The following is a 22,755-nucleotide window of genomic DNA, read 5'->3' on the forward strand; positions in this document are numbered from 1 at the left end:
ACACCAGACGCAGTGGCCAAGGACTATTACGGGATCCTCGGCGTAAGCCGGGACGCTTCCGCCGAAGACATCAAACGGGCCTATCGGAAGCTGGCCCGGCAATACCACCCGGACGTCAATCCGGACCCGGCGGCTGCCGACAAGTTCAAGGACATCACCGCCGCGTACGAGGTGCTCTCCGACGACCAGAAGCGGCAGATCGTCGACCTCGGCGGTGATCCGCTCGCCCCCGGCGGCGCGCCGGGCGGCGGCCCGGGTGGAGCCGGACCATTCGTCGGTTTCCAGGACATCATGGACGCCTTCTTCGGCGCGGCGGCCGGTTCCCGTGGGCCGCGTTCGCGCACCCGGCCGGGTGCCGACGCGATCCTTCGACTGGAACTCGACCTCGCCGAGACGGCGTTCGGCGTCGAGGCGCCGATCACCGTCGACACCGCGGTGATCTGCACGACCTGCTCCGGGGCGGGCACCGCCGCCGGCACCCATCTGGCGACCTGCGAGGCGTGCGGGGGGCGCGGCGAGGTGCAGTCGGTGCAGCGCACCTTCCTCGGCCAGGTCGTCTCGTCCCGCCCCTGCGTCGCCTGCCAGGGGTACGGCACGGTGATTCCGCACCCCTGCCCGACCTGTGGCGGCGACGGCCGGGTCCGTACCCGGCGGTCGCTCACCGTCAAGATCCCCGCCGGCGTCGAGGACGGCATGCGGATCCGGCTGGCCCAGCAGGGCGAGGTCGGACCGGGCGGCGGCACCGCCGGTGACCTGTACGTCGAGATCCACGAGCGGCCGCACGACGTCTACTCCCGCAAGGGCGACGACCTGCACTGCCGGGTCACCGTTCCGATGACCGCGGCGGCGCTGGGCACCCGGCTGACCATCCGCACTCTGGACAGCGACGAGCCGGTGGACGTCAAGCCCGGCACCCAGCCGGGTGCCACGCTGCGGCTGCGTGGCCGAGGTGTGCCGCATCTGCGCGGTACCGGTCGAGGCGACCTGTACGTGCACCTCGACGTGCGTACGCCCACCAAACTCGACGCCGATCAGGAGCGGACGCTGCGCGAGTTCGCCAAGTCCCGGGGCGAGGAAGTGGCCGAGCTGAGCAAGCAGGGCGGGTTCTTCTCCCGGATGCGCGACGCGTTCAACGGCCACGCGTGAGCGCCGGCCAGTGAGCGTTGACCGGCCCGGCCGACCGTGAGCGCGCCGCTGTTCCTGGTCGACCAGGTGCCTGCCGGGCCGACGTACACCCTCGACGGGCCGGAAGGGCGACATGCCGCCGCCGTGGTCCGGTTGCGCGTCGGCGAACCGCTGCTGCTCACCGACGGCCGGGGCGGGATCGCCAACACGGTGGTCGACACGGTCACCCGCAACAGCCTGGACCTGCGGATTCTCCAGGTGACCAGGACCGCCCCGCCCGATCCCCGGCTGGTCGTCGCACAGGGTGTCGCCAAGGGCGATCGCGGCGAGTTGGCCGTCCAGGCGATGACCGAGGTCGGGGTCGACGAGATCGTGCCCTGGGCGGCGGCCCGGTCGGTGACCCGCTGGCGCGACGATCGGGGAGCCCGGTCCCGGCAACGGTGGGTGAACACCGCCCGGGAAGCCGCCAAGCAGGCCCGCCGCTGTTGGTTACCGGCGATCGGCGGCACCGACGACCAGCCGGCCGCGTCGACCGCGGCGGTCGCCGCCCGGATCGCCACCGTCACCGGCGCCGCATTCGCGCTACACGAGTCGGCCGCCGACCGGCTGGCTACCGCGCGCCTTCCCGACAGCGGCGAGATCCTGCTGGTGGTCGGGCCCGAAGGCGGGATCGACGACGCTGAGCTGGCCGCCTTCACCCGGGCCGGCGCGCATGTGGTGCGGCTGGGGGACACGGTGCTGCGCACCTCGACGGCCGGTGTCGCGGCGCTCGCCGTGCTGGCGGTGCGACTCGGCCGTTGGTAGCTCGCGCGCCCGTTGGTAGACCCGTCACCACTGCCTCTACGATCACGTGACGTGAGTGACAACTGTGTTTTCTGTCGGATCGCGGCCGGCGAGCTGCCGACCACCTTGCTGCACACCAGCCCCAACACCGTCGCGTTCCGGGACCTGAACCCCCAGGCGCCGACGCATGTGCTGGTCATCCCCAAGCGGCACCACACCGATGTGGCCGCGCTCGCCACGGCCGATCCCGCACTCGCCGGTGAGGTGCTGGCCACGGCCGCCACGGTGGCTCAGGCCGAAGGACTGGGCGCGAACGGCTTCCGGTTGATCTTCAACACCGGCCGGTACGCCGGCCAGGAGGTGTTCCACGTGCACGCCCACGTCGTCGGCGGCGCCCCGCTCGGTCCAATGCTCGTCCGGTGACACCGCCCCAGCCGTCCCTCCGACCTCCCGCCGTCTCTCCGGCGATCTTGGGCAAATCATTGGACAAATTGGATAAATGCTCTCGATGAGTCCAAGATCGTCGGGGAAATGGAGACGGTGCGTGCGGCGTTGAGCCGATACGATGGGATGCATACCGCCCGCCGCGACCCCGGCCGCGGCGCTGACAACGAGAGCAGGTGCGAAAGGCCGCCACGGCCGACCCATGACCGGCACTCCACCTCCCGGGCAGGCCCGGGTGCAGACCAAGATCACCGTTCCGGACCCGCAGATCATGGTCAACCTGCTCGGTGCAGGCGACGAGATCCTGCGGTTGATCGAGCAGTCTGTCGTCAGCGACGTGCACGTACGGGGCAACGAGATCACCATCACCGGTGCCCCGGCGGACAACGCGGTCGCCGAACGCCTCTTCAGCGAACTGCTCGAACTCATCGCCAAGGGCGAGACCCTCACCACCGACGCGGTACGGCGTACCGTCGGCATGCTCGCCCAGGGCGGCGCCGAGCGCCCCGCGGACGTGCTCACCCTCAACATTTTGTCCCGCCGTGGGCGAACCATCCGGCCCAAGACCCTGGGGCAGAAGCGCTACGTCGACGCGATCGACGAGCACACCATCGTGTTCGGCATCGGCCCGGCCGGCACCGGCAAGACGTATCTGGCGATGGCCAAGGCCGTCCAGGCCCTGCAGGCCAAACAGGTCAACCGGATCATCCTGACCCGCCCGGCGGTCGAGGCCGGTGAGCGGCTCGGCTTCCTGCCCGGCACCCTGTACGAGAAGATCGACCCCTACCTGCGCCCGCTCTACGACGCGCTGCACGACATGCTCGACCCCGACTCCATCCCGAAACTGATGGCGGCGGGCACCATCGAGGTCGCGCCGCTGGCCTACATGCGGGGTCGCACGCTCAACGACGCGTTCATCATTCTGGACGAGGCACAGAACACCACGCCCGAGCAGATGAAGATGTTCCTCACCCGGCTCGGCTTCGGCTCCCGGATCGTGGTCACCGGCGACGTCACCCAGGTCGACCTGCCCGGCGGCACGACCAGCGGGCTGCGGACCGTACGGGACATCCTCTCCGGCCTCGACGACGTGCACTTCGCCCAGCTGTCCAGCACCGACGTGGTCCGCCACCGGTTGGTCAGCGACATCGTCGACGCCTACGCCCGGTGGGACGCCGATCGCGAGGCACAGCAGAATCAGGGCGTCCACGCGGTCCCTGGCCGGACCGCTCACGGGAGCCGGGCCAACCGGCGCCGATAACGCTGCGGGAGAAACACGTGTCCATCGAGATCGCCAACGAGTCCGGAGCCGACGTCGACACCGACGCGGTGCTCGCCGTCGCCCGCCACGCGCTCGACGAGATGGGCGTCAACCCGCTGGCGGAGCTGTCGGTGCTGCTGGTCGACGAGGACTACATGGCCGAGCTCAACCACCGGTGGATGGGCGCCGACAAGCCGACCGACGTGCTCGCCTTCCCGATGGACGAGGGCAGCGTCGACCACGGTCCGGGGGAGTCGAATCCCGGCGAGCCGGGACTGCTCGGCGACATCGTGCTCTGCCCGGAAGTGGCCGCCAAGCAGGCGGCCGCCGCCGGGCACACCGCCGCCGACGAACTGCACCTGCTCACCGTGCACGGGGTGTTGCACCTGCTGGGCTACGACCACGCCGAGCCTGACGAAGAGCGCGAGATGTTCGATCTGCAGGCCCGCCTGCTCTACAGCTGGAAGGAAGCCCGGGCCCGATGAACCCCGGCGATATGTCCGGCACCCCGCTGGCCGCTGCCGCCAGCGCCACGGGGCTGCCGGACCTGCAACTGTTGATCTTCGCGGCGGGCCTGGTGGTCCTCGCCGGGGTCATCGCCATGACCGAGGCCGCGCTGGTCGTCGTCTCCCCGGCCCGGGCCGCCGAACTCGCCCGCGACGGCAGCCGGGGCGCCCGCGCGCTGCAACTGGTGGCCGCCGACGCGGTACGGCACATCAACCTGTTGCTGCTACTGCGCCTGCTCTGCGAGTTGACCGCCACCACGCTGGTCGCGCTGGTCGCCGTCGACACCTTCGGCGCCGGCTGGACGGCCGCCCTGGTCACCGCCGGGGCGATGACCGTGGTCAGCTTCGTCGTGGTCGGGGTCGGGCCACGCACCATCGGACGCCAGCACGCCTACCCGGTGGCCCGCGCGACCGCCCCGCTGGTGCGTGGGCTGGGTCGGGCGCTGAACCCGCTGGCCTCCCTGCTCATCCTCGTCGGTAACGCGGTCACCCCGGGCAAGGGCTTCCGGGAGGGACCCTTCGCCACCCAGATCGAACTGCGGGAACTCGTCGACCTCGCGGAGCAGCGGGGAGTCGTCGAGCACGGCGAGCGGCAGATGATCCACTCGGTCTTCGCACTCGGTGACACCATCGCCCGGGAGGTGATGGTGCCCCGGACCGAGATGGTGTGGATCGAGCGGCACAAGACGCTGCGCCAGGCACTCGCCCTGTTCATGCGGTCCGGTTTCTCCCGGATTCCGGTGATCGGCGACAACGTGGACGACGTGCTCGGCATCGTGTATCTCAAGGACGTGGTCCGCCGGGCCCAGGCGGCCGGCCCGGACGGCGACGACATTCCGGTGGTGGAGCTGATGCGCGCGGCCACCTTCGTTCCCGAGTCCAAGCCGGTCGACGACCTGCTCTCCGAGATGCAGGCGGCCCGGACCCACATGGTGGTGGTCGTCGACGAGTATGGCGGCACCGGCGGTCTGGTCACCATCGAGGACATCCTAGAGGAGATCGTCGGTGAAATCACCGACGAGTACGATGTCGAGCGGCCACCGGTCGATCGCCTCGACGACGACCGGGTGCGGGTGACCGCCCGGCTGCCGGTCGAGGATCTCGCCGAGCTGTTCGACGTCGAGATCTCCGACGACGAGGTCGAAACGGTCGGTGGGTTGATGGCCCATGCGCTCGGCCGGGTGCCGATCCCCGGCGCGCAGGTCGTCGTCGCCGGCCTGCAGCTGGTCGCCGAAGGCACCACGGGCCGGCGCAACCGGGTCGACACGGTGCTGGTCACCCGGGTCGTCCAGCCCTCGGCGGCGGACTCGACCGGCGAGCCGCCGGCCGACCGCGACGACCACCGAGCCGTACGAGTAGAGGAGAGGCAGCACGCCGATGCCTGAGTCGCCGACCACGCCCGCCAGCTCGCCCGTCGAGCAGCTGAGCGCCGAGGACACCAAGCTGGTCGTACTCGCCCGCGGCGCGCGGGCCCGCATCGGCGCAGCCGAAGGGGCCGCCGTACGCGATCAGGACGGGCGGACCTACGCCGGCGCGGACGTGAGTCTGCCGTCGTTGACGCTGACCGCGCTGCAGCTGGCGGTCGCCGCCGCGGTCGCCGCCGGGGCCACCCGGCTGGAGGCCGCCGCAGTGGTGACCGAGGCGTCCACTCTGGACGGGGCCGGGCACGCGGTGGTCCGCGACCTCGCCGCCGACGTGCCGATCCACGTCGCCGGCCCGGACGGCGCGCTGCTCGGCACGGTGCGCCAGTGATCATCCAGTCGGGACGACGGCGATGACTCAGCCAGGACGACGGCGATGACCCCAGGTAAGACGACGAAGGCGGCTGACGCGTCCGCGGCGTTCCGGGCCGGCTTCGCCTGCTTCGTCGGGCGCCCCAACGCGGGCAAGTCCACGCTGACCAACGCGATCGTCGGGCAGAAGATCGCGATCACCTCCAGCAAGCCGCAGACCACCCGGCACGTGATCCGCGGCGTACTGCACCGCCCGGACGCGCAGCTCGTCCTGGTCGACACACCCGGCTTGCACCGGCCCCGGACGCTGCTCGGGGAACGCCTCAACGACCTGGTCCGGCAGACCTGGAGCGAGGTCGACGTGATCGGCCTGTGCATCCCGGCGGACGAGACGATCGGTCGGGGCGACCGGTTCATCGCCGGTGAGATCGCCGGGCTGAAGGCGACCGTCCTCGCCGTGGTGACCAAGACCGACCTGGTCGACCGGGGCCGGCTCGCGCAACAGCTGGTCGCGGTCAGCGAGCTCGGCGAGTTCGCCGAGGTGGTTCCGGTCAGCGCGGTCACCGGCCAGCAGGTGCAGACGCTGGTCGAGGTGATGACCCGCTACCTGCCCGCGTCGCCCCGGCTGTACCCCGACGACATGTTCACCGACGAGCCGGAGCAGGTGCTGATCGGCGAGCTCATCCGGGAGGCAGCGCTCGAAGGGGTACGCGACGAGTTGCCGCACTCCATCGCGGTGATCGTCGAGGAGATGGTCCCCGAGGAGTCGTTGATCAGGATCTTCGCCGACATCTACGTGGAACGTCCGAGTCAGAAGGCGATCGTCATCGGTGCCGGCGGCAGCCGGCTGCGCGACGTCGGCACCCGGGCCCGCCACGAGATCGAAGAGCTGCTGGACAGCCGGGTCTACCTCGATCTGCATGTGCGGGTCGCCAAGGACTGGCAGCGGGATCCGCGGCAGCTGCGCAGACTGGGATTCTGAACACGTGCGCTTGGCCGGATGACCACCGCGCGTTAGCGTAGGGCAGCCGTACGGATATGGCCTGAGCGTGCGGGCCCGTAGTGGATGGCTTTCCCCTCACATGCGAAACCGCTACATCGACCTGCTGCGCTGCGCCGCGATCCTGCGGGTGGTCTTCTACCACACCAGCACCTGGGCGATCCTCACCATCGTGTTCCCGGCGATGTCGTTGATGTTCGCGCTCGGCGGGACGCTGATGGCCGCCTCGCTGGACGCCAAGGGACTGGCGGCGGTACGCAGCCGGTTCCGCCGGCTGCTGCCGTCGTTCTGGGCGCTCGCCGCCGTCTTCGTGCCGGCGATGCTGGTCACCGGGCTGGCGCTGGAGTGGCGGGTACTGCTCTGGCTGCTGCCGCTGTCGGACCCGCCGGCCAACTACTGGGGCGCGTTGGTGCTCAGCCCGATCTGGTACCTGCGGGACTTCCTCTGGTTCGTCCTGGTCTCGCCGCTGGTCCTGCCGCTGTTCCGGCGATTCCCGCTGCCGGTCCTGATCGCGCCGTACCTGCTGCTGGCCGCGATGGAGTTCACCGGCTGGCTGCCGGGCCCGGTGCTGGCGCACGTCGGGCTCTACTTCGGGGCCTGGCTGCTCGGCTTCGCCTACCACGACGGCATGCTGCAGCGGATGTCCCGCCGGCTGCTCGCCGTGCTCACGCTGGTGCTGGCGGTGGCCGGCGGGGCGTGGACGATCACCCACCCCGGCCACCGTGGCTACGACCTCAACGACATCCCGATCGGCAACGCGTTGTGGTCGACCGCGTTCATCCTGCTGGTTCTCGGGCTGTTGCCGCAGAGCGCCGGCTGGCTGGCCCGCCACCGACTGCTGGACCGGGTGGTCACCGTGCTGAACCGGCGGGCGCTGACCATCTACCTGTGGCACATGCCGGCGGTGATCCTGGTCGGGGTGTTCGCCCGATGGTGGGGCTGGAGCCACGTCACCGTGTCCGGCCTGACCATCCGCACTGTCATGGTCGTGCTGCTGACCGCGGTGGCCGTGGCCGCCGTCGGCTGGGTGGAGGACGCTGCGGCCCGCCGCCGTCCGCAGTTGCTGCCCGGTGGCCGTCGCCGGACGCCGCCGGTGGTGCCGGTGGTGCCGGTGCCCCGGGTGGGAGCCACCGACGCGGGACCGGTCACTGTCGATCGATAGTGATGTTCCCGCTGCCGGTGCGCGCGTCGATCAGGTGCTCGCCGTCCGGGTCGTCCGGCACCTGTACGTCGGCCCGTCCGGATCCGGTCTCGGTGCGGACCCGGTAGCTGCCCTCCGGAACGGTGACGTGCACCGAGCCGCTGGACGCCTCGGCCCGCACCGGACCCGGGGTCCGCAGGACGAGCGTCACACTCCCGGAACCTGTCGTCGCGACCACGCCACCGCCACCGAGTTCGCGGCCCTCGATGGAACCGGATCCGGTACGCAGGTCCGCCGGTCCGGGCAGCCGGTGCACGGTGATGCTGCCGGAACCGGTCTGCGCGTCGACCCGTCCGGTGGCCCCGGCGATCGTGATGCCGCCCGAGCCGACCTTCACCGACACGGTCGAGACATCGAACAGCAGCAGCTGACCGGACCCGTTCTCGCCCTCGACGGAGACGCCCGACGGCGCGTCGATGTCGTACGACACGCTGCACTGCCACCCGCACGAGGTGTCCAGCTCCAGCACCGTGCCATTGATCCGGTAGGTCCGCTCGGGCTCGCTGTGCTGGTAGCGCACGACCCGCCGGATCTCGACGGTGTCACCCGGCCGGGTCCGCACCGCCACGTCGCCGCTGCCGGATTCCACTATCCGTACCGCGGTGATCGGGACCGTCTCGGTGTCGTGGAAGTCCAGCCGGTGCCGGTTCAGCGGCGCGCAGCCGGCCGAGGCGACGGCCAGCAGCGCCGCCGCGGTGAGTGCGGCGGCACGCGCGGTGGTGCCCGCGATGATGCCCGTCGCGGTGCGCGCGGTGGTCGTGGTGCGGGTGGGAGCCATACCGGTGACGCTACGAGCGCTGTCGACGGGACACATCCGGCGCGGTCACGGACCCGTCCCGGATCGCGACCCTGAGACCGGCTCAGGGTCGGCCGTCGGCGTGCCCGGCCCGCGCGGGACAATGACCGGGTGCCCGGATACCGCCGTCAGCTCTACCGCGACGAAGCCGTGGTGCTGCGCGTGCAGAAGCTCGGCGAGTCCGACCGGATCATCACCCTGCTGACCCGCCGACACGGCCGGCTGCGTGCGGTGGCCCGTGGGGTACGCCGGACCACCTCGCGGTTCGGCGCCCGGCTGGAGCCGTTCGGCCACGTCGATCTGCAACTCGCCGGCAACCCCGACGGGCCCGGCAGTTCGCTGCACACGGTCAGCCAGGTAGAAGGACTGCACCTGTACGGCAAGCGGTTCCTCGCCGACTACCCGCGGTACACCGCCGCCAGCGCGATCGCGGAGACCGCCGAGCGGCTCACCCCGGTGGAGCGGGAGCCCTCGCTGCGGCTGTTCCAACTCACCCTCGGCGCGCTGCGGGCGCTCGCCGACAGCGAGCACGCCAGCACCCTGGTGCTCGACGCGTACCTGCTGCGCGGGATGGCGCTGGCCGGCTGGGCGCCGGCGCTCGTCGAGTGCGCGGTGTGCGGCACCCGGGGGCAGCACCGGGCGTTCTCCGTACCGGCGGGGGGGTGTGTCTGCCCGGACTGCCGCCCACCCGGCGCCGCCCACCCGGCGCCGGCCACCATCGACCTGATGGCGGCCCTGGCCGGCGGGGACTGGCGGGTGGCCGACGCCGCCGAGCCCGTCACCCGACGCGAGTGCAGCGGCCTGGTGGCGGCGCACCTGCAGTGGCACCTGGAGCGCGGGTTACGCTCGCTGCCGCTGGTCGACCGTTCCTCAGGAGACTCACCATGACCACCAAGGCCCAGGGCCTGCGCCCACCGGTGGCGCCCACGCCGCACCCGTCCGGCGCCCGGCCGCCAGCGTTGCCGCCGCAGAGCCTGCCCCGGCACGTCGCGATCGTGATGGACGGCAACGGCCGGTGGGCCAAGGACCGCGGCCTGCCCCGCACCAAAGGGCACGAGCAGGGCGAATACTCCCTGTTCGACACGGTCGAAGGCGCGATCGAGCTGGGCGTGCCGTACCTGTCCGCGTACGCCTTCTCCACCGAGAACTGGCGCCGCTCGCCGGACGAGGTCCGCTTTCTGATGGGTTTCAACCGCGACGTCATCCGCCGCCGTCGTGACCAGTTGGTCGACCTCGGGGTACGGGTGGTGTGGTCGGGTCGGGCCGGGCGGCTGTGGAAAAGTGTCATCTCCGAGCTGCGCACCGCCGAGGTGATGTCGCGCCACAACAGCACGCTTACCCTGCAGTTCTGCGTCAACTACGGCGGGCAGGCGGAGATCGCCGACGCGGCGGCGGCGATCGCCCGGGACGTGGCCGCCGGCAAGGTCGACCCGGACCGGGTCAACGAGAAGATGCTGGCCCGCTACCTGTACCATCCCGAGGTGCCGGAGGTGGACCTGTTCCTGCGGCCTTCCGGCGAACAGCGGACCTCGAACTTCATGCTCTGGCAGTCGGCCTACGCCGAGCTGATCTTCCTCGACACGCTCTGGCCAGACTTCGACCGGCGACATCTGTGGTACGCCTGCGAGCTGTACGCCAAGCGGGACCGCCGGTTCGGCGGGGCGCTGCCCAACCCGGTCGCACCGCCACCCTCGGGCTGACGGTGGCGACCGGCTAATCTTGGTACGTTCCATACTTCCACGTTCGGAGACCTTATGGCGGCACGCCGCCCTCGCACTGTCCCCACTCCTACCAGCTTCGGGGATCTCGGCGTGCCCGCCCCGCTCGTACGGGCGCTCGCCGGGCTCGGCGTCACCACGCCGTTCCCGATCCAGGCCGCGACCCTGCCGGACGCCCTCGCCGGCCGCGACGTCCTCGGCCGTGGACGCACCGGGTCGGGCAAGACCTACGCGTTCGCGCTGCCGTTGCTCGCCCGGCTCGCGGCGAGTGCCACGCCCCGGCGTCCCGGCCGTCCCCGCGCGTTGGTACTCGCGCCGACCCGCGAACTCGCCACCCAGATCGAGGCGTCGATCGCCCCGCTGGCGGCGGCGGTGTCGCTGCGCACCCTGACCGTCTTCGGTGGCACGCCTCCTGGTCGCCAGATCGCGGCCCTGCGGTCCGGCACGGACATCGTCGTCGCCTGCCCTGGCCGGATCGCCGACCACATCGGCAGCGGGCACGCCAGTCTCGACGCGGTCGAGATCACCGTGCTCGACGAGGCCGACCACATGGCCGAGCTCGGCTTCCTGCCGACCGTGCGAAAACTGCTCGACCAGACGCCGAGGCAGGGCCAGCGGCTGTTCTTCTCCGCGACCCTCGACGCCGGAATCGACGTCCTCGTCCGGCGGTACCTCAGCGCCCCGGTGACCCACAGCGTCGACCCCGCCACGTCGCCGGTGGTCGTGCCGCACCACATGCTGAACATCGACCGCCGTGACCAGCTGGCCATCCTCGTCGAACTCGCCGCCGCGCCGGGCCGCACGCTGGTCTTCGCCCGCACCAAGCGGCGGGCGAAGACGCTGACCCGCCAGCTCGTCGCCGCCGGCGTGTCCGCCACCGAGTTGCACGGCAACCTGGCCCAGGGTGCCCGCAGCCGCAACCTGCAGGCGTTCGCCGATGGTGAGGTGACGACCCTGGTCGCGACCGACATCGCCGCCCGGGGCATCCACGTCGACGACGTCGCGCTCGTGGTGCACGCCGACCCGCCGGCCGAGTACAAGGCGTACCTGCACCGGTCCGGCCGCACCGCTCGGGCCGGTGCGACCGGGACGGTCGTCACCCTGATGACCGATGACCAGGTCACCGGAGTTCGCCAACTCGCCCGCCAGGCCGGCATCGCCCCGACGACCACCCGGCTGCGGCCGGGGCACGAACTGCTCGCGCAGATCGCGCCCGGTCCGCGTACGTTCGTCGCTCCCCGGGCCCCTGCCGCTCCTGCCGGCGGCAGCGGCCGGCCAGCCAAGGCCGGCGGCCAATCAGCGGCCAGGAAAGCCGGCGGCCAATCAGCGGCCAAGAAGGCCGGCGGCCAATCAGCCGCCAGGAAGGCCGGCGGCCAGCCGGGCAAGGCCCGCAGCCAATCAGCGGCGAAGGCCCGTGGCGGCCTGAATTCCGCGACATCGTCGACGTCGTCCCAGCGTACGTCCGGGGCGGCTGCCTTCTCTGCCGGGAGCCGGATCGGTACTGCCCGCTCCGGTGCTGCCGGTCGCTCCGGCGGGCGCCGAGGCGGCCGGTAGGTCACGGTGCCCGGCCGTCGGGACCAGCCCCGCGCTGCCCGCCGCCCGGATGGGCGGCGGGCGGCCGGTTCACCTGGCCCGGTGTTCGGCGCGGGCGGGTTCGCTCACCGAGTGCAGGTGTTGCAGGGCCTGCCGGTAGGAGGCGACGAGGCTGGTCTGCTCGTACGGGACGCCGATCTCCGCGCAGTAGGCCTGCACGATCGGCTGTGCCTTGCGCAGGTTGGGCGTCGGCATCGCCGGGAACAGGTGATGCTCGATCTGGTAGTTCAGCCCGCCGAGCGCCGCGTCGGTCAGCCAGTTACCGTAAACGTTGCGGGAGGTCAGCACCTGTTTGCGCAGGAAGTCCTCGTCGCCGCTGGGATGCGGCATGCCCTTGTGGTTGGGCGCGAACGTCATACCCAGGTAAATGCCGAACAGTGACTGGTGCACCAGCAGGAACACGATGGCCTGCAGCGGCGAGAGCACGATCAGCAGCGCCGCGAGGTAGCCGACGCCGTGCAGGATCAGTAGCGCGCTTTCGATGCCGCGCTGTTTCACCGTACCGCTGCGCAGCGCCTTGACGCTGGTCACTTTCAGGTCCACGGCGAGCAGCGTGAGCAGCGGGAAGAACAGAGCCGCCTGGTGCCGGGTGATGAAGCCCTTCAGACCTCGTCGGCCGAGAGCCGACTCGGTGGCCCAGATGAGTACGTCCGGTGCCACGTCCGGGTCGAGATCATCGTGGTTGGGGTTGTTGTGGTGCCGGGTGTGCTTGTCCATCCACCAGCCGTAGCTCATCCCGATGCAGAGGTTGCCGGCCAGCCGTCCGGCGATGGCGCTCGGGCGTTTGGTACGGAACACCTGGCGGTGTGCCAGGTCATGCGCCACCAGACCGATCTGGGCGAACGTGACGGCGAGAAAGGCCGCCGTGACCAGCTGCCACCAGGAGGAGCCGATGACGACGAACGCCGTCCAGCCGCCGACGAACATGAGCGTGACGATGCTCAACCGGGCGATGTAGTAGGCGGGCTGGCGTTCCATCAACCCCTCGCCGGTGATCCGGCGGGCCAGGACGGCGAAGTCACTGCCGGTCGACGTCGGCGACGGCATCACGGTGGTCGTCATGGCGTCAATCAGACCGCCCGGCGGCGGCGTCGTCAGGAGCGCTACGCCCCTCCCGTCGGTAGTGCTGGCACCACCATCGGGCGGCGAACGCGCAGGCACAATATGAGCCGTGAGCATGGCCGGGGATGGTGAGCGGGTGGGCCGATGGGTTCGACGCGGCGTGAACGCCGTGCTGGCCGGCCTGTCCGCGACCGGCCTGGCGGTCACCAACATCCCGCTGCTCGCCGTGTCGATCGGCGCGCTGGCACTGGCCCCGGTGCCGTTCCTCGGCCTGGCGATCGTGCCGTGGACGATGACACTGGTCCGCAAGCGGGCCAATCTTGAGCGCCTGCTCGCCGCCCGGACGGGGGTGCTCGTCGCGCGTCCGTACCATCCGCCACCGGAACGGGCGGTGGCCGGCGGCTGGCAGCGCTTCCGATGGACGGTGACGGACCCGGCCACCTGGCGTGATCTCGCCTGGCTCGTGCCCGGCGCCGTCGTCGGGTTCGGCCTGGGCCTGATCTGCGTGGTCATCCCGCTGTACGGGCTGGTGGGTCTGACGCTGGCCCCGCTGTGGATCTGGCTCGGCACCGGGTGGTACGGCTACGGGGTCGTCTGGTCCGTCGACACCGTCGCCGGGGCACTGCTCTGCGTGCCGCAGGGCGCTGCCCTCCTCGTCGGCGGGCTGTGGCTGGCGCCGTGGCTGCGGCGGGTCGACGCCCTGTTCGCCTGGCTATTCCTCGCCCCGACCCGGGCGGCGGAACTGCGGCTGCGGGTGACCCAACTGACCGTGACGCGCGCCGACACCGTCGACGCCCAGGCGGCCGAGTTGCGCCGCATCGAGCGCGACCTGCACGACGGCGTCCAGGCACGGCTGGTCTCGCTGGGCATGATGATCGGCCTCGCCGACGAGTTGATCGACCGTAACCCGGCGGCGGCCCGGGAGATGCTCGGCGAAGCGCGGGTAGCCAGCGGTACGGCGCTGGTCGAACTGCGGCACCTCGTCCGTGGCATCCACCCGCCCGTGCTCGCGGAACGGGGTCTCGGCGGCGCGGTGCGCGCCTTGGCGCTCAGCCTGCCGGTGCCGATCTCGGTCGACGTCGACCTGCCCGGCCGGCTCGACACACCCGTCGAATCCGCGGCGTACTTCGCCGTCGCGGAGACCCTGACCAACATGATCCGACACAGCCGGGCCCACCACGGATCGGTGTCGCTGCGGCACGCCGACGGCATGCTGACGATGGAGGTCACCGACGACGGCAGAGGCGGGGCCGACGCGACCACCGGCACCGGGCTGCGTGGCATCGAACGCCGCCTCGCCGTGTTCGATGGCACGATGACCTTGTCGAGTCCGCCTGGGGGACCCACCGTCGTCACCATGGAGCTGCCGTGCGTGTTGTCATCGCCGAGGATCATGCACTCCTCCGAGACGGACTGACCCGGCTGCTGCAGGCGTTCGACTTCGACGTCGTCGCCGCCGTCGACAACGGCCCGGCCCTGCTGCCCGCCCTGCTCACCCACCGGCCGCAGGTGGCGGTCCTCGACGTGCGTCTTCCGCCGACCTTCACCGACGAGGGTCTGCAGGCCGCCATCGCGGCCCGTACCCAGATCCCCGGCCTGCCGGTGCTCGTGCTCTCCCAGCACGTCGAGCCGATGTACGCCCGCGAACTGTTGAGCACCTCGCACGGTGGCGTCGGCTACCTGCTCAAGGACCGGGTGTCCAACGTCGCGGCGTTCGTCGACGCGATCCGCCGGGTCGCCGACGGCGGCACCGCCATGGACCCCGAGGTGATCTCACAACTCCTCGCCCGCCGGGAGCCGCTGGCGGCGCTCACCGCGCGGGAACGGGAGGTGCTCCGGGAGATGGCCGAAGGACGGTCGAACGCGGCGATCGCCGCGAAGCTCGGGATAACCGAGAAGGCGGTCAGCAAGCACATCGGCAACATCCTGATGAAACTCGACATCCCGCCCTCGGACGACGACAACCGCCGGGTCCTCGCCGTCCTGGCCTACCTCAACGCCTGACCCTCGGACATGGACGGTGTGCGCGTACCGGTGAAACCCATTGGGGTGGCGAATGCTTGACGACCTCGTGGCCCGGGTCCGCCGGCTCGGCCGGACCGACCACGACCAGCGGGTGATCCTCGGCATCGCCGGCTGCCCGGCGGCGGGCAAGTCCACCCTGGCCGCGCTGCTGGTCGCCGAGCTGCGCCGGCTCGGGGAGCCGGCGACACTGGTGCCGATGGACGGGTTCCACCTGTCCGACGCCGCGCTGGAGCTGCTCGGCCGGCGGGACCGCAAGGGCGCCATCGACACCTTCGACGGCGCCGGCTACCTGGCCCTGCTGCGCCGCGTGCGCACCGACCGGCAGCGGACCATCTGGGCGCCGGGTTTCGAACGCGATCTGGAACAGCCGATCGCCGGCACCGTCCCGGTCACCCCGGCGGCCCGGCTGGTCGTCACCGAAGGCAACTACCTGCTCGCTGAGGCCGACCCCTGGCCGCTGGTCCGGGCCGAGCTGGCCGAGGTGTGGTACTGCCAGCTCGACGACGCCGTACGCCGGGAGCGGCTGGTCGGCCGGCACGTCGAGTTCGGCAAGACCGAGGACGAGGCGCGACGGTGGGTGTCGGCCGTCGACGATCCCAACGCCCGGTTGATCGAGGCCGGCCGTGACCGGGCCGACCTGATCGTGGACATGGGTAATTCGGGTGCGCCAGGGGAGCGCACCGGTTAGCGTGACGGTCATGCGCTACTGACGCTTTTCTCGCAGTACCGCGGCCGCTCGGCGGCCGCCGTCGATCCGAGCCGTACGCGTTTCCGCCGGCCGGGTCGGCTCTGCGGGCGTTACGGCGTACCGGTTGTCCGATCCTCGTGTCGGCACCACCCCGACACCGCCCCGACACCGCCTCGGCCGTAGGCCGTTGTCGATGCCTCCGGCGCCCGCCTGCCGCATTTGCCCGTCACCGCTGCGGATGTCTGTGGCGGTTGCGCAGCCAGGAGGTTCTCAGATGGCGGAACGACCAGAACGAGACACGACGACGCTTGGATTCACCGTGCCCGATCTCGCCCAGGGTGAGCTCGACTCGGGTGAGCTCGCCCTGCCTGAGGTGGAGCTGCCCGCCGAGGTACGGCGTCTCGCCCGGCCGGTGACGCCGGCTGCCGGTCCGCAGCCGAAGGGTGTCCGGTCCGGCCGCGTGACCGGTCGCGGTCAGCGGGCCGGCGCAGGCCGCAACTACCAGTTCCGGCGCAGCTGAACACCGGTCTGCGCTGGTCGACGGGGGAGGTGAACACTGACTCACCGCCGTCCGATCCCGTGATCTTGCTGCTAACTTTTTGCCAGTCAATGGCAACAGCAATATCCGGGCGCCTGGGGGTGGGTCGGTGGCAGCCACCCTGCTGGCGATGGAGGCGGATCCGCTCGGCGTCGCCACCCAGCGGCGCCGGACCGCCGCCTGGCTGGTCGCTCTGACCCTGGGCTGCTGGCGACCACGGTGGCGGCGGTCGGCTCCGGCGCCATCGGGATCGCACCGACGACCGTTGCCAAGATCATCGGACATCAGCTCGTCGGGCTCCCCGCCGAGATGACCTGGAGCCTGCCGCCGGCAGCACGGACGAGGTGCTCGACCCGGCGGTGCTCGACCCGGCGGTGCTCGAACCGGTCTACGGGATCGGCATCCGGCGGCTGGACCTCGATGGAGCCATCCACCTGCTGTTCCATCCACACGAGGTCACCGAGGAGAGGCTCAAGATCAGATCAACGCGTACTGGACCGGCCGGGCGCCGCCTAGCGAGGTGACGCTGACGCACCTTATTCTCGCGTTTTAGGGTGCGTCAGCGTCACCTCACGGCTCCGGCAAGGGAAGGCCGTCAAGCATGTGACTGCCTCCGGTGCTGGCCACAGGCTGTGACCAGCACCGGAGGCTGGAAAGGGTGCGCCTCGCGGCGTGCCGTCCGCTCAGTGCTTGTCCGCGCAGCAGGGGGTCGGGTCGGGCAACTCGAACGGGGCGATCCGGCCGGCCCCGACCGGTGCGACGATCAACGTCAGCACCCCGTTGATCCACTGTGGCCGGACGAAGTCCCGGGTCTCCAAGCGAATGTCGTCCTGCGGCTGTGCGCCGCCGAGCAGCGTGACCTGCTCGATCGCGCTGCGTTCGAGCAGCTCCGCGACGCTGAGCTCACCGACCAGCGACTCGACGCCGGGGTAGAGCACCGCCCGGCCCGAGCTGAGCTGGCGGTGCTCAGCCGCCGCCACCTGCGCCGCCGGGGCGAACTCGGCGGCGCAGGCGGGCAGGCCGTCCGGCAGCCCGTCCGGGGCGGCCAGGCTGATCGCCACGTGCGGGCGGGGCGCACGGACCAGATGGGTGCAGGCGAAGAGTCCGGGCACGTCCGCCGGCCGGACCACGTCGTGCAGCCAGTGTTCGGCGGCGCGGTCGTCGGCGTGCCCCAGGCTGATTCCGATGATCGTCATGGCGGTGGCGGTGGCGGTGGCGGTCAGGATGGCAGGATCCAGATCGGGTTGCCGTAGAACCACAGGTCGAGCCAGGGGTCGGCGTCGCCCATCACGTCCATCGCCGGGCCGTACGGGTCGACCGCAGCGCCCATCAGGCCGGGTGCGCCGCGCTTGCCGTCGGTGCCGCGCACCCGCACGTACATCGGCCGGTCGACCCGGCCCAGCGGGTAGCTGAACGACACCCGTTTGCGGCCGGGCTGCACCTCGAACGAGGCGGCGACCCGGGTGCTCGGCGCGGTGAAACTGTCCGCGTCGTCGACCGGGCCGGTCACGTCGCCCACGATCAGGTCCACCCTGGCCAGCTGCGGCACGAACTGCGCCCAGTTGGGGGTGGTGGCCAGGTCGATGTCCAGGGTCACCACGACCGACGTACCACTCTTGATCTTCAACGTGCCGCCGAGTGTGGCACCGGCACCCGGCCGCTGGTCGTTCAGTCGGCTGGCCCGCATCTCCAGGCCACGGATCAGGCCGCCGTGGTCCACCCAGACCCGGCCGGCCCGGATCGCGTCCATCACGGCCCGGTAGCCGAACGCCTGCGCGCCGACGTGGGTCCGGCTGTACTGGCCGGGCCAGAAGTCACCGGCGGTGGTGATCAGCGGCCCGTACACCGGGTCGTTGTACTTGCCGTCGGCGTTCCAGTCGCTGTCCGGTCCGCGCATCGAGGTGGTCAGGTAGTTGATGTGCGAGTCGGAGTTGGCACTGATCCACCACGGCTTGCCCTCGGTGAGCAGGCTGTCCCACAGCCCGCCCACGGTGGCGGTCATCCAGTCGAACCCGCCCCAGGTGCGGTAGCTCTCCAACGGGTAGCCGGGGAACGACGCCGCCGACGGGCTGCCCTCGTAGTAGCCCCGGCCCCGGCCGGGGCCGTTCGGCGCGGGCAGGCCGGAGGCCTGGTGTCCGGGCGCACCCTCCATGCCGACCGCCACGCTCGGGTCGGCGTCGCGCCAGGCGCGGATCTCGTGCGGCGAGTCGACACCCCGCCGGGCCGGGTGGTTGGCCAGGAACAGCGCCCCGCCGATCCGGCGGTTGCGGACCTCTTCGGCGAGGAACCTGATGCCGGCGACCGCGAGCGCCTCGTTCTCCGGGCTCGGGTTGCTGGTGCCGGTCACCGAGCCGTCGTAGTCGGTCTCGAACTGCTTGAGTACGGCGACCTCGTTCGGGCCCGGCTGGACGAAGACCGTGCCGTGCTCGGCGGCCGGGATGTTCCACTCCAGACCCTGGTAGATCAGCAGGTCCTTGATTTCCTGGCGGGTGGCGACGATGTCCGGGTTGACCTTCTCCACGCCGATGCGCGAGTGGGTGGCGTTGCCGTGGTCGGTGATGACCATCCAGTCCAGCCTGTACGCGCGGGCGTGCTGGGCCTGGTCGATCACCCGGTACATGGCGTCCGAGCTGTACTGGGTGTGGATGTGGTGGTCGCCGGCCAGCCAGACGAACTCGCCGTCGTCGGCCTGGTCGCCGCCGGTGCCGGAGCCGCTGTGGTCGCCGGCCGTGGCCGCGTGCGCGGCGTGCCCGCCGGCCAGCACCGACGCGGCCGCGCCGGCGCCGAGCAGACCGGCACCGCGCAGGAAACCGCGCCGGGACGCCTCGGCCGGGGACAGTTCACTGTCCGGCACCGAGGTGTCGAGCGCGGCCGGCACGTCGGCACCGGTGTGCGTGTGGTCGTGCGTGTGGTCGTGCTGATGGTGGTGGCCCATCCCTGCTCCGCCTTCCCGGTCAACTTGACGCGGTCAATCTCGTGGAGACGGGGAAACAGCAGGCGACGGGACCACGTCGTGACGGCGCACAAGGTGTGAAGGTGTTGTCATATGTGCATTTGTGACACCTGGCGTGACCTGCCGATCTTCGTGCCCTGCTGTGCACCGTGTGTGGCCGGCTGCCGCCCGCGGCCGTGCGGGGGTCAGCTGACGAGTGGGCGGAACGTGCCGGCCGCGACGGCGAGGGCCAACGCCAGCACGCCGAGCCCGCCCGCCCCGGCGATCAGGGTCGCGTCCGCGAGGGTGAACCGCTGCCGGCGGGCGCTGGTGCGGGGAACCCCGGCGTCGAAGCCCCGGGCGTCCATCGCGGTGGCCAGCCGGGTGCCCCGGCGGATCGCCAGCACCAGCAACCCGAAACTCGTCGCCGCGAACTGCTGGATCCGGCGCGCCGGGTTGCGCCCGGCGTCCACCCCGCGTGCCCGCCGGGCCATCGCCAGCAGCCGCCACTCCGCACTCAGCAGCGGCACCAGCCGGAACGCGGCCAGCGCGCCGATGGCGAACCGGGCCGGTGCCCGAACGTTCTGGATCAGCGCGTCGGCCAGATCGGTCGGGTCGGTGGTGGCGAACACCAGCACGCCCGGCAACGCCACGGCGAGCAGGCGCAACGCCAGGCCGAGCGCGGTGAGCAGGACTCCGGTCGTCACGGTCAGCGGTCCGGCGGCCAGCAGCACCGCACCGCTACGCTCGGCGGCGAACAACACCAGCGTGACCAGCACCCCGGCGGCGCTGAGCAGCAACGGTGCCATCCGGCGCAGCACGGTGGCGTACCGCAGCCCGAACAGCGGGACGGCGGCCAGTTCGGCCGCCAGGGCCACCGCCGGAGCCACCGGGTCGAGAGTGGCCAGCAGCAGCACCGAAAGGATCAACGCCGCCGCGAGCTTCGCCACCGGGTTGCGCCGGGCGAGCAGCCGCTGGCCGACGGGCGCCGAGCTGTCGATCACAGGGTCAGCCGCCGGTCGGCCAAAGCGTCGACGAAGGCCGCGTCGTGGGTGACCGCCACGATGGCGTGCCCGGCGTCGCGCACCTCGGCGAGCAGGCCGACCAGCTCGATCCAGGTGCGCCGGTCCTGGCCGAAGGTCGGCTCGTCGAGCACCAGCAGGCCGGGCGCGGTGGCCAGGGCGGTCGCCACGCTGAGCCGGCGCGCCTCACCACCGGAGAGGGTGTACGGGTTGGCCCGCGCCAGCCGGTCCAGCCGCAGCCGCCCGAGCAGCTCGTCGACCACCCGGCCGACCGCCGGCGCCGGCATGCCGCAGCGACGTGGGCCGACGGCCAGCTCGTCGGCGACCGAGGCGGTGACGAACTGGTGCTCCGGATTCTGGAACACGGTGCCGATCCGGCGGACCAGCTCCGGCGCCCGCCATCGGTGCGGTGCCGCACCGACCCGCCCGCCGGTCAACGCGATGGTGGCGCGTACCGTCCCGGTGCCCGGTGCGGCCAGCCCGCCGAGCAGCAGCGCCAGGGTGGTCTTGCCCACCCCGTTGGGCCCGAGTACGGCGAGCGTCTCACCGGCCCGGACCGGCAGCTGCCCGGCGAGGGTGGCGAGCCTCGGCGGCTGGCCGACCCGATCGACGTGCAGCAGTATCTCGCCGGCCGGTGCGCCGGCCCGGCGTACCGGCAGTGGCCGGCCGGGCACCCACACCCCGGCGGCGGCGAGCTCCGCACCGTGGCGTCGGAAGACCTCCGCCGGCGGGCCGTCGGCCCGTACCCCGCCGCCCGGCTCCAGCACCACCACCCGGTCGACCAACGGAAGCGCCTCGGCGACCCGGTGTTCGACCAGGACCATCGTGGTCCGCCGGTCACCGGCGAGCGCGCCGGTCAGCGCCTCGCGTACCAGCGCCGCGCCGGCCGGGTCGAGGTTGGCGGTCGGCTCGTCGAGCAGCAGCAGGGCCGGTCGCAACGCGAGCACCCCGGCCAGGGCGAGGCGCTGCTGTTCACCGCCGGACAGGGCGGCGGTGGGCCGGTCCCGGGCGTACCGGAAGCCGACCCGGGCCAGCGCGGCGTCCACCCGTGGCCAGATCCGGTCCGCCGGCACCCCACGGTTTTCCAGTCCGAACGCCACGTCGTCGCCGCTGCGCGCCATCACCAGCTGGGTCTGTGGATCCTGGAACACGATGCCGACCCGCTCCCGGGCCTGGTGCGGGTCGAGCCCGTCGACGGCGACGGTGCCGGCCCGCTCGCCGGAGTCGGTCGGCAGCAGCCCGGCCAGCGCCGCCAGCAGGGTGCTCTTGCCTGCTCCGGAGGCGCCGAGCAGCAGGACCCGTTCGCCTTCCTCGACGCGCAGGTCGACGTCGCGGACCGCCCAGGACCGCCGCCCGGCGTGCCGCCAGCCGAACCCGCGCAGCTCCAGCCGAACCGGCCCGGGTGCCGCCGGCCCGCCCGGCGCCGGCCGATTCACACGGTGGCGCGGTCGCGCCCTGCCGGAAACCGGTCCAGCACCCCGGTGCGGGCCAGTGCCCGGGTCAACGCGGCGCTGCCGGCTCCGGCCAGCACCGTCGCACTGACCACCGTGATCAGGAAGATCGGCACCCGGAACGTGACCAGGTCGTACGGCGCGTAGTAGCGGATCTGATCGAAGACGGCCGCGCCGAGCCCGGCCGCGGTGCCGGCGGCCAGCGCCACCGGCAGCCGGAACGAGTGGTACGCCACGGCGAGGAAGACCAGCTCGGCACCGACGCCCTGGGCCAGGCCCTGCAGCACGACGATCGCGCCCCACTGGCTGCCCAGCGCGGCGGAGACGATCGCGGCGACCAGTTCGCAGTACAGCGCCGCGCCCGGCTTGCGGATGATCAGTGCGCCGAGCACGGCGGGGACCAGCCACACCCCGTACAGCACGGCCTGGGCGGGCGGGAAGAACGAGAAGCCGGCCTCGGTGGCGGCCCAGATCAGCCCCCACAGCCAGAAGACCACGCCGAAGGCGACGGCGATCACCGAGGCGACCACGATGTCGACGGTGCGCCAGCGGCGGGCGGCGGGCACCGGTTGCTCTGTCATATTGACTCCAACTCCCTGCGCTGGCATTACCCAGATCAGGTTCGAGGGTCTGCGGATCACCGCACTCTCAGCGCTACGCGCGCTCCCCTGTCGGACATGAGGTTGTTTTCGCTGACGCTAGCACCGGTGCCACCGGTGCGCACAGGGGCTGATCCGTCGATGTGGTGGTCGACACCCCGGCGCGGGTTATCGTGAGCTGTCCGCTTTTCTTCCCAGCGAAGGGCCGAACCTGCGGTGACCGCTGCCGACCGCACCACCACCCGCCCGCCGCGTCCGGGGGAGGAGATCGACTGGGG

24 protein-coding genes and 1 riboswitch are annotated in these 22,755 nt (G+C 71.7%); of the genes, 16 read left to right on the forward strand and 8 right to left on the reverse strand.

All coding sequences use genetic code 11. The features are described from left to right. The first annotated feature begins 12 nt into the window (after positions 1-12). From dnaJ to ACN27F_RS27590, 9 genes are all read left to right on the forward strand, one after another. Positions 13-1,146: a molecular chaperone DnaJ gene (gene dnaJ / locus ACN27F_RS27550; protein ID WP_421438277.1), complete on the forward strand. Its 1,134-nt coding sequence runs from the start codon at positions 13-15 to the stop codon at positions 1,144-1,146. 36 nt (positions 1,147-1,182) lie between these two features. Next, the gene (locus tag ACN27F_RS27555) at positions 1,183-1,929 is read left to right on the forward strand and encodes a 16S rRNA (uracil(1498)-N(3))-methyltransferase (RefSeq protein WP_421438279.1); all 747 of its coding nucleotides are present in this window, start codon (positions 1,183-1,185) and stop codon (positions 1,927-1,929) included. Between the two features lie 51 nt (positions 1,930-1,980). Continuing rightward, a complete protein-coding gene (locus ACN27F_RS27560; protein ID WP_421438280.1) occupies positions 1,981-2,331 on the forward strand; it encodes a histidine triad nucleotide-binding protein in 351 nt (116 codons plus the stop codon). A gap of 223 nt (positions 2,332-2,554) precedes the next feature. After that, positions 2,555-3,613 (forward strand): PhoH family protein, encoded by a 1,059-nt coding sequence (locus tag ACN27F_RS27565; RefSeq protein ID WP_421438282.1) that lies wholly within the window; start codon positions 2,555-2,557, stop codon positions 3,611-3,613. Positions 3,614-3,630: 17 nt separating this feature from the next. Continuing rightward, positions 3,631-4,098 (forward strand): rRNA maturation RNase YbeY, encoded by a 468-nt coding sequence (gene ybeY / locus ACN27F_RS27570; protein ID WP_421438284.1) that lies wholly within the window; start codon positions 3,631-3,633, stop codon positions 4,096-4,098. Then, entirely contained in the window at positions 4,095-5,504 is a 1,410-nt protein-coding gene (locus ACN27F_RS27575) for a hemolysin family protein (RefSeq protein WP_421438286.1), read from the forward strand. Before ybeY ends, ACN27F_RS27575 begins: the two co-directional genes overlap by 4 nt. Next, positions 5,497-5,871, forward strand: coding sequence for a cytidine deaminase (locus ACN27F_RS27580; protein WP_421438288.1), 375 nt, complete (start codon positions 5,497-5,499; stop codon positions 5,869-5,871). Before ACN27F_RS27575 ends, ACN27F_RS27580 begins: the two co-directional genes overlap by 8 nt. A gap of 45 nt (positions 5,872-5,916) precedes the next feature. After that, positions 5,917-6,834, forward strand: coding sequence for a GTPase Era (gene era / locus ACN27F_RS27585; RefSeq protein ID WP_421438289.1), 918 nt, complete (start codon positions 5,917-5,919; stop codon positions 6,832-6,834). Between the two features lie 100 nt (positions 6,835-6,934). Then, positions 6,935-8,014, forward strand: a complete 1,080-nt coding sequence (locus tag ACN27F_RS27590; RefSeq protein WP_421438291.1) for an acyltransferase family protein — start codon at positions 6,935-6,937, stop codon at positions 8,012-8,014. Here the strand turns inward: ACN27F_RS27590 and ACN27F_RS27595 are convergent. Next, complete coding sequence (locus tag ACN27F_RS27595) at positions 7,998-8,831, reverse strand: DUF4097 family beta strand repeat-containing protein (protein ID WP_421438293.1); 834 nt, start codon at positions 8,829-8,831, stop codon at positions 7,998-8,000. The genes ACN27F_RS27590 and ACN27F_RS27595 overlap by 17 nt on opposite strands. Positions 8,832-8,960: 129 nt before the next feature. Here ACN27F_RS27595 and recO point away from each other — a divergent pair, with 129 nt between their 5' ends. The 3 genes from recO to ACN27F_RS27610 are packed head-to-tail and all read left to right on the forward strand — an operon-like array spanning position 8,961 to position 12,121. Beyond that, positions 8,961-9,737 carry a DNA repair protein RecO gene (gene recO, locus ACN27F_RS27600; protein ID WP_421438295.1) on the forward strand — a complete coding sequence of 259 codons (777 nt, stop codon included), beginning with the start codon at positions 8,961-8,963 and terminating at the stop codon, positions 9,735-9,737. Next, on the forward strand, positions 9,734-10,549 hold the full coding sequence (locus ACN27F_RS27605) for an isoprenyl transferase (protein WP_421438296.1): 816 nt from the start codon (positions 9,734-9,736) through the stop codon (positions 10,547-10,549). The genes recO and ACN27F_RS27605 overlap by 4 nt, the downstream gene beginning before the upstream one ends. A 54-nt stretch (positions 10,550-10,603) precedes the next feature. Next, on the forward strand, positions 10,604-12,121 hold the full coding sequence (locus ACN27F_RS27610) for a DEAD/DEAH box helicase (protein ID WP_421438298.1): 1,518 nt from the start codon (positions 10,604-10,606) through the stop codon (positions 12,119-12,121). Between the two features lie 69 nt (positions 12,122-12,190). On the opposite strand, the gene ACN27F_RS27615 is transcribed toward ACN27F_RS27610, so the two are convergent. Next, on the reverse strand, positions 12,191-13,222 hold the full coding sequence (locus tag ACN27F_RS27615) for a fatty acid desaturase family protein (RefSeq protein WP_421438300.1): 1,032 nt from the start codon (positions 13,220-13,222) through the stop codon (positions 12,191-12,193). A 115-nt stretch (positions 13,223-13,337) separates the two neighbouring features. On the opposite strand from ACN27F_RS27615, the gene ACN27F_RS27620 reads away from it, so the two are divergent. The 4 genes from ACN27F_RS27620 to ACN27F_RS27635 all read left to right on the forward strand — a co-directional run bounded on the left by ACN27F_RS27620 (position 13,338) and on the right by ACN27F_RS27635 (position 16,455). After that, positions 13,338-14,639, forward strand: coding sequence for a sensor histidine kinase (locus ACN27F_RS27620; protein WP_421440482.1), 1,302 nt, complete (start codon positions 13,338-13,340; stop codon positions 14,637-14,639). Then, positions 14,591-15,226: a LuxR C-terminal-related transcriptional regulator gene (locus tag ACN27F_RS27625; protein WP_421438302.1), complete on the forward strand. Its 636-nt coding sequence runs from the start codon at positions 14,591-14,593 to the stop codon at positions 15,224-15,226. The genes ACN27F_RS27620 and ACN27F_RS27625 overlap by 49 nt, the downstream gene beginning before the upstream one ends. Positions 15,227-15,278: 52 nt before the next feature. Further along, positions 15,279-15,935: a nucleoside/nucleotide kinase family protein gene (locus ACN27F_RS27630; RefSeq protein ID WP_421438304.1), complete on the forward strand. Its 657-nt coding sequence runs from the start codon at positions 15,279-15,281 to the stop codon at positions 15,933-15,935. A 274-nt stretch (positions 15,936-16,209) separates the two neighbouring features. After that, on the forward strand, positions 16,210-16,455 hold the full coding sequence (locus tag ACN27F_RS27635) for a hypothetical protein (protein WP_421438306.1): 246 nt from the start codon (positions 16,210-16,212) through the stop codon (positions 16,453-16,455). 302 nt (positions 16,456-16,757) lie between these two features. Here the strand turns inward: ACN27F_RS27635 and ACN27F_RS27640 are convergent, their stop codons facing one another. The 6 genes from ACN27F_RS27640 to ACN27F_RS27665 form a co-directional block, all read right to left on the reverse strand. Next, positions 16,758-16,919, reverse strand: coding sequence for a hypothetical protein (locus tag ACN27F_RS27640; protein ID WP_421438307.1), 162 nt, complete (start codon positions 16,917-16,919; stop codon positions 16,758-16,760). A 237-nt stretch (positions 16,920-17,156) separates the two neighbouring features. Continuing rightward, entirely contained in the window at positions 17,157-17,669 is a 513-nt protein-coding gene (locus tag ACN27F_RS27645; RefSeq protein WP_421438309.1) for a hypothetical protein, read from the reverse strand. A 23-nt stretch (positions 17,670-17,692) separates the two neighbouring features. Beyond that, on the reverse strand, positions 17,693-19,408 hold the full coding sequence (locus ACN27F_RS27650; RefSeq protein ID WP_421438311.1) for a PHP domain-containing protein: 1,716 nt from the start codon (positions 19,406-19,408) through the stop codon (positions 17,693-17,695). A gap of 203 nt (positions 19,409-19,611) precedes the next feature. Next, positions 19,612-20,409: an energy-coupling factor transporter transmembrane component T family protein gene (locus ACN27F_RS27655; RefSeq protein ID WP_421438313.1), complete on the reverse strand. Its 798-nt coding sequence runs from the start codon at positions 20,407-20,409 to the stop codon at positions 19,612-19,614. Then, complete coding sequence (locus ACN27F_RS27660; protein WP_421438315.1) at positions 20,406-21,863, reverse strand: ABC transporter ATP-binding protein; 1,458 nt, start codon at positions 21,861-21,863, stop codon at positions 20,406-20,408. Before ACN27F_RS27660 ends, ACN27F_RS27655 begins: the two co-directional genes overlap by 4 nt. After that, a complete protein-coding gene (locus ACN27F_RS27665) occupies positions 21,860-22,459 on the reverse strand; it encodes an ECF transporter S component (RefSeq protein ID WP_421438316.1) in 600 nt (199 codons plus the stop codon). The genes ACN27F_RS27660 and ACN27F_RS27665 overlap by 4 nt, the downstream gene beginning before the upstream one ends. Next, positions 22,455-22,558: riboswitch (TPP riboswitch) on the reverse strand. It overlaps the preceding gene by 5 nt. Positions 22,559-22,755 lie beyond the last annotated feature (197 nt).

This window comes from Solwaraspora sp. WMMB335, from assembly GCF_049179075.1.
Classification (GTDB): Bacteria; Actinomycetota; Actinomycetes; order Mycobacteriales; family Micromonosporaceae; genus Micromonospora_E.

Excerpts from the sequence above, each read along its gene's own strand:
- ACN27F_RS27565 (WP_421438282.1), top strand. The coding sequence starts at position 2,555 with ATGACCGGCACTCCACCTCCCGGGCAGGCCCGGGTGCAGACCAAGATC.
- ACN27F_RS27575 (WP_421438286.1), top strand. The coding sequence starts at position 4,095 with ATGAACCCCGGCGATATGTCCGGCACCCCGCTGGCCGCTGCCGCCAGC.
- ACN27F_RS27580 (WP_421438288.1), top strand. The coding sequence starts at position 5,497 with ATGCCTGAGTCGCCGACCACGCCCGCCAGCTCGCCCGTCGAGCAGCTG.
- era (WP_421438289.1), top strand. The coding sequence starts at position 5,917 with ATGACCCCAGGTAAGACGACGAAGGCGGCTGACGCGTCCGCGGCGTTC.
- ACN27F_RS27590 (WP_421438291.1), top strand. The coding sequence starts at position 6,935 with ATGCGAAACCGCTACATCGACCTGCTGCGCTGCGCCGCGATCCTGCGG.
- ACN27F_RS27595 (WP_421438293.1), bottom strand. The coding sequence starts at position 8,831 with ATGGCTCCCACCCGCACCACGACCACCGCGCGCACCGCGACGGGCATC.
- ACN27F_RS27605 (WP_421438296.1), top strand. The coding sequence starts at position 9,734 with ATGACCACCAAGGCCCAGGGCCTGCGCCCACCGGTGGCGCCCACGCCG.
- ACN27F_RS27610 (WP_421438298.1), top strand. The coding sequence starts at position 10,604 with ATGGCGGCACGCCGCCCTCGCACTGTCCCCACTCCTACCAGCTTCGGG.
- ACN27F_RS27615 (WP_421438300.1), bottom strand. The coding sequence starts at position 13,222 with ATGACGACCACCGTGATGCCGTCGCCGACGTCGACCGGCAGTGACTTC.
- ACN27F_RS27620 (WP_421440482.1), top strand. The coding sequence starts at position 13,338 with ATGGCCGGGGATGGTGAGCGGGTGGGCCGATGGGTTCGACGCGGCGTG.
- ACN27F_RS27630 (WP_421438304.1), top strand. The coding sequence starts at position 15,279 with ATGCTTGACGACCTCGTGGCCCGGGTCCGCCGGCTCGGCCGGACCGAC.
- ACN27F_RS27635 (WP_421438306.1), top strand. The coding sequence starts at position 16,210 with ATGGCGGAACGACCAGAACGAGACACGACGACGCTTGGATTCACCGTG.
- ACN27F_RS27640 (WP_421438307.1), bottom strand. The coding sequence starts at position 16,919 with ATGGAACAGCAGGTGGATGGCTCCATCGAGGTCCAGCCGCCGGATGCC.
- ACN27F_RS27645 (WP_421438309.1), bottom strand. The coding sequence starts at position 17,669 with ATGACGATCATCGGAATCAGCCTGGGGCACGCCGACGACCGCGCCGCC.
- ACN27F_RS27650 (WP_421438311.1), bottom strand. The coding sequence starts at position 19,408 with ATGGGCCACCACCATCAGCACGACCACACGCACGACCACACGCACACC.
- ACN27F_RS27665 (WP_421438316.1), bottom strand. The coding sequence starts at position 22,459 with ATGACAGAGCAACCGGTGCCCGCCGCCCGCCGCTGGCGCACCGTCGAC.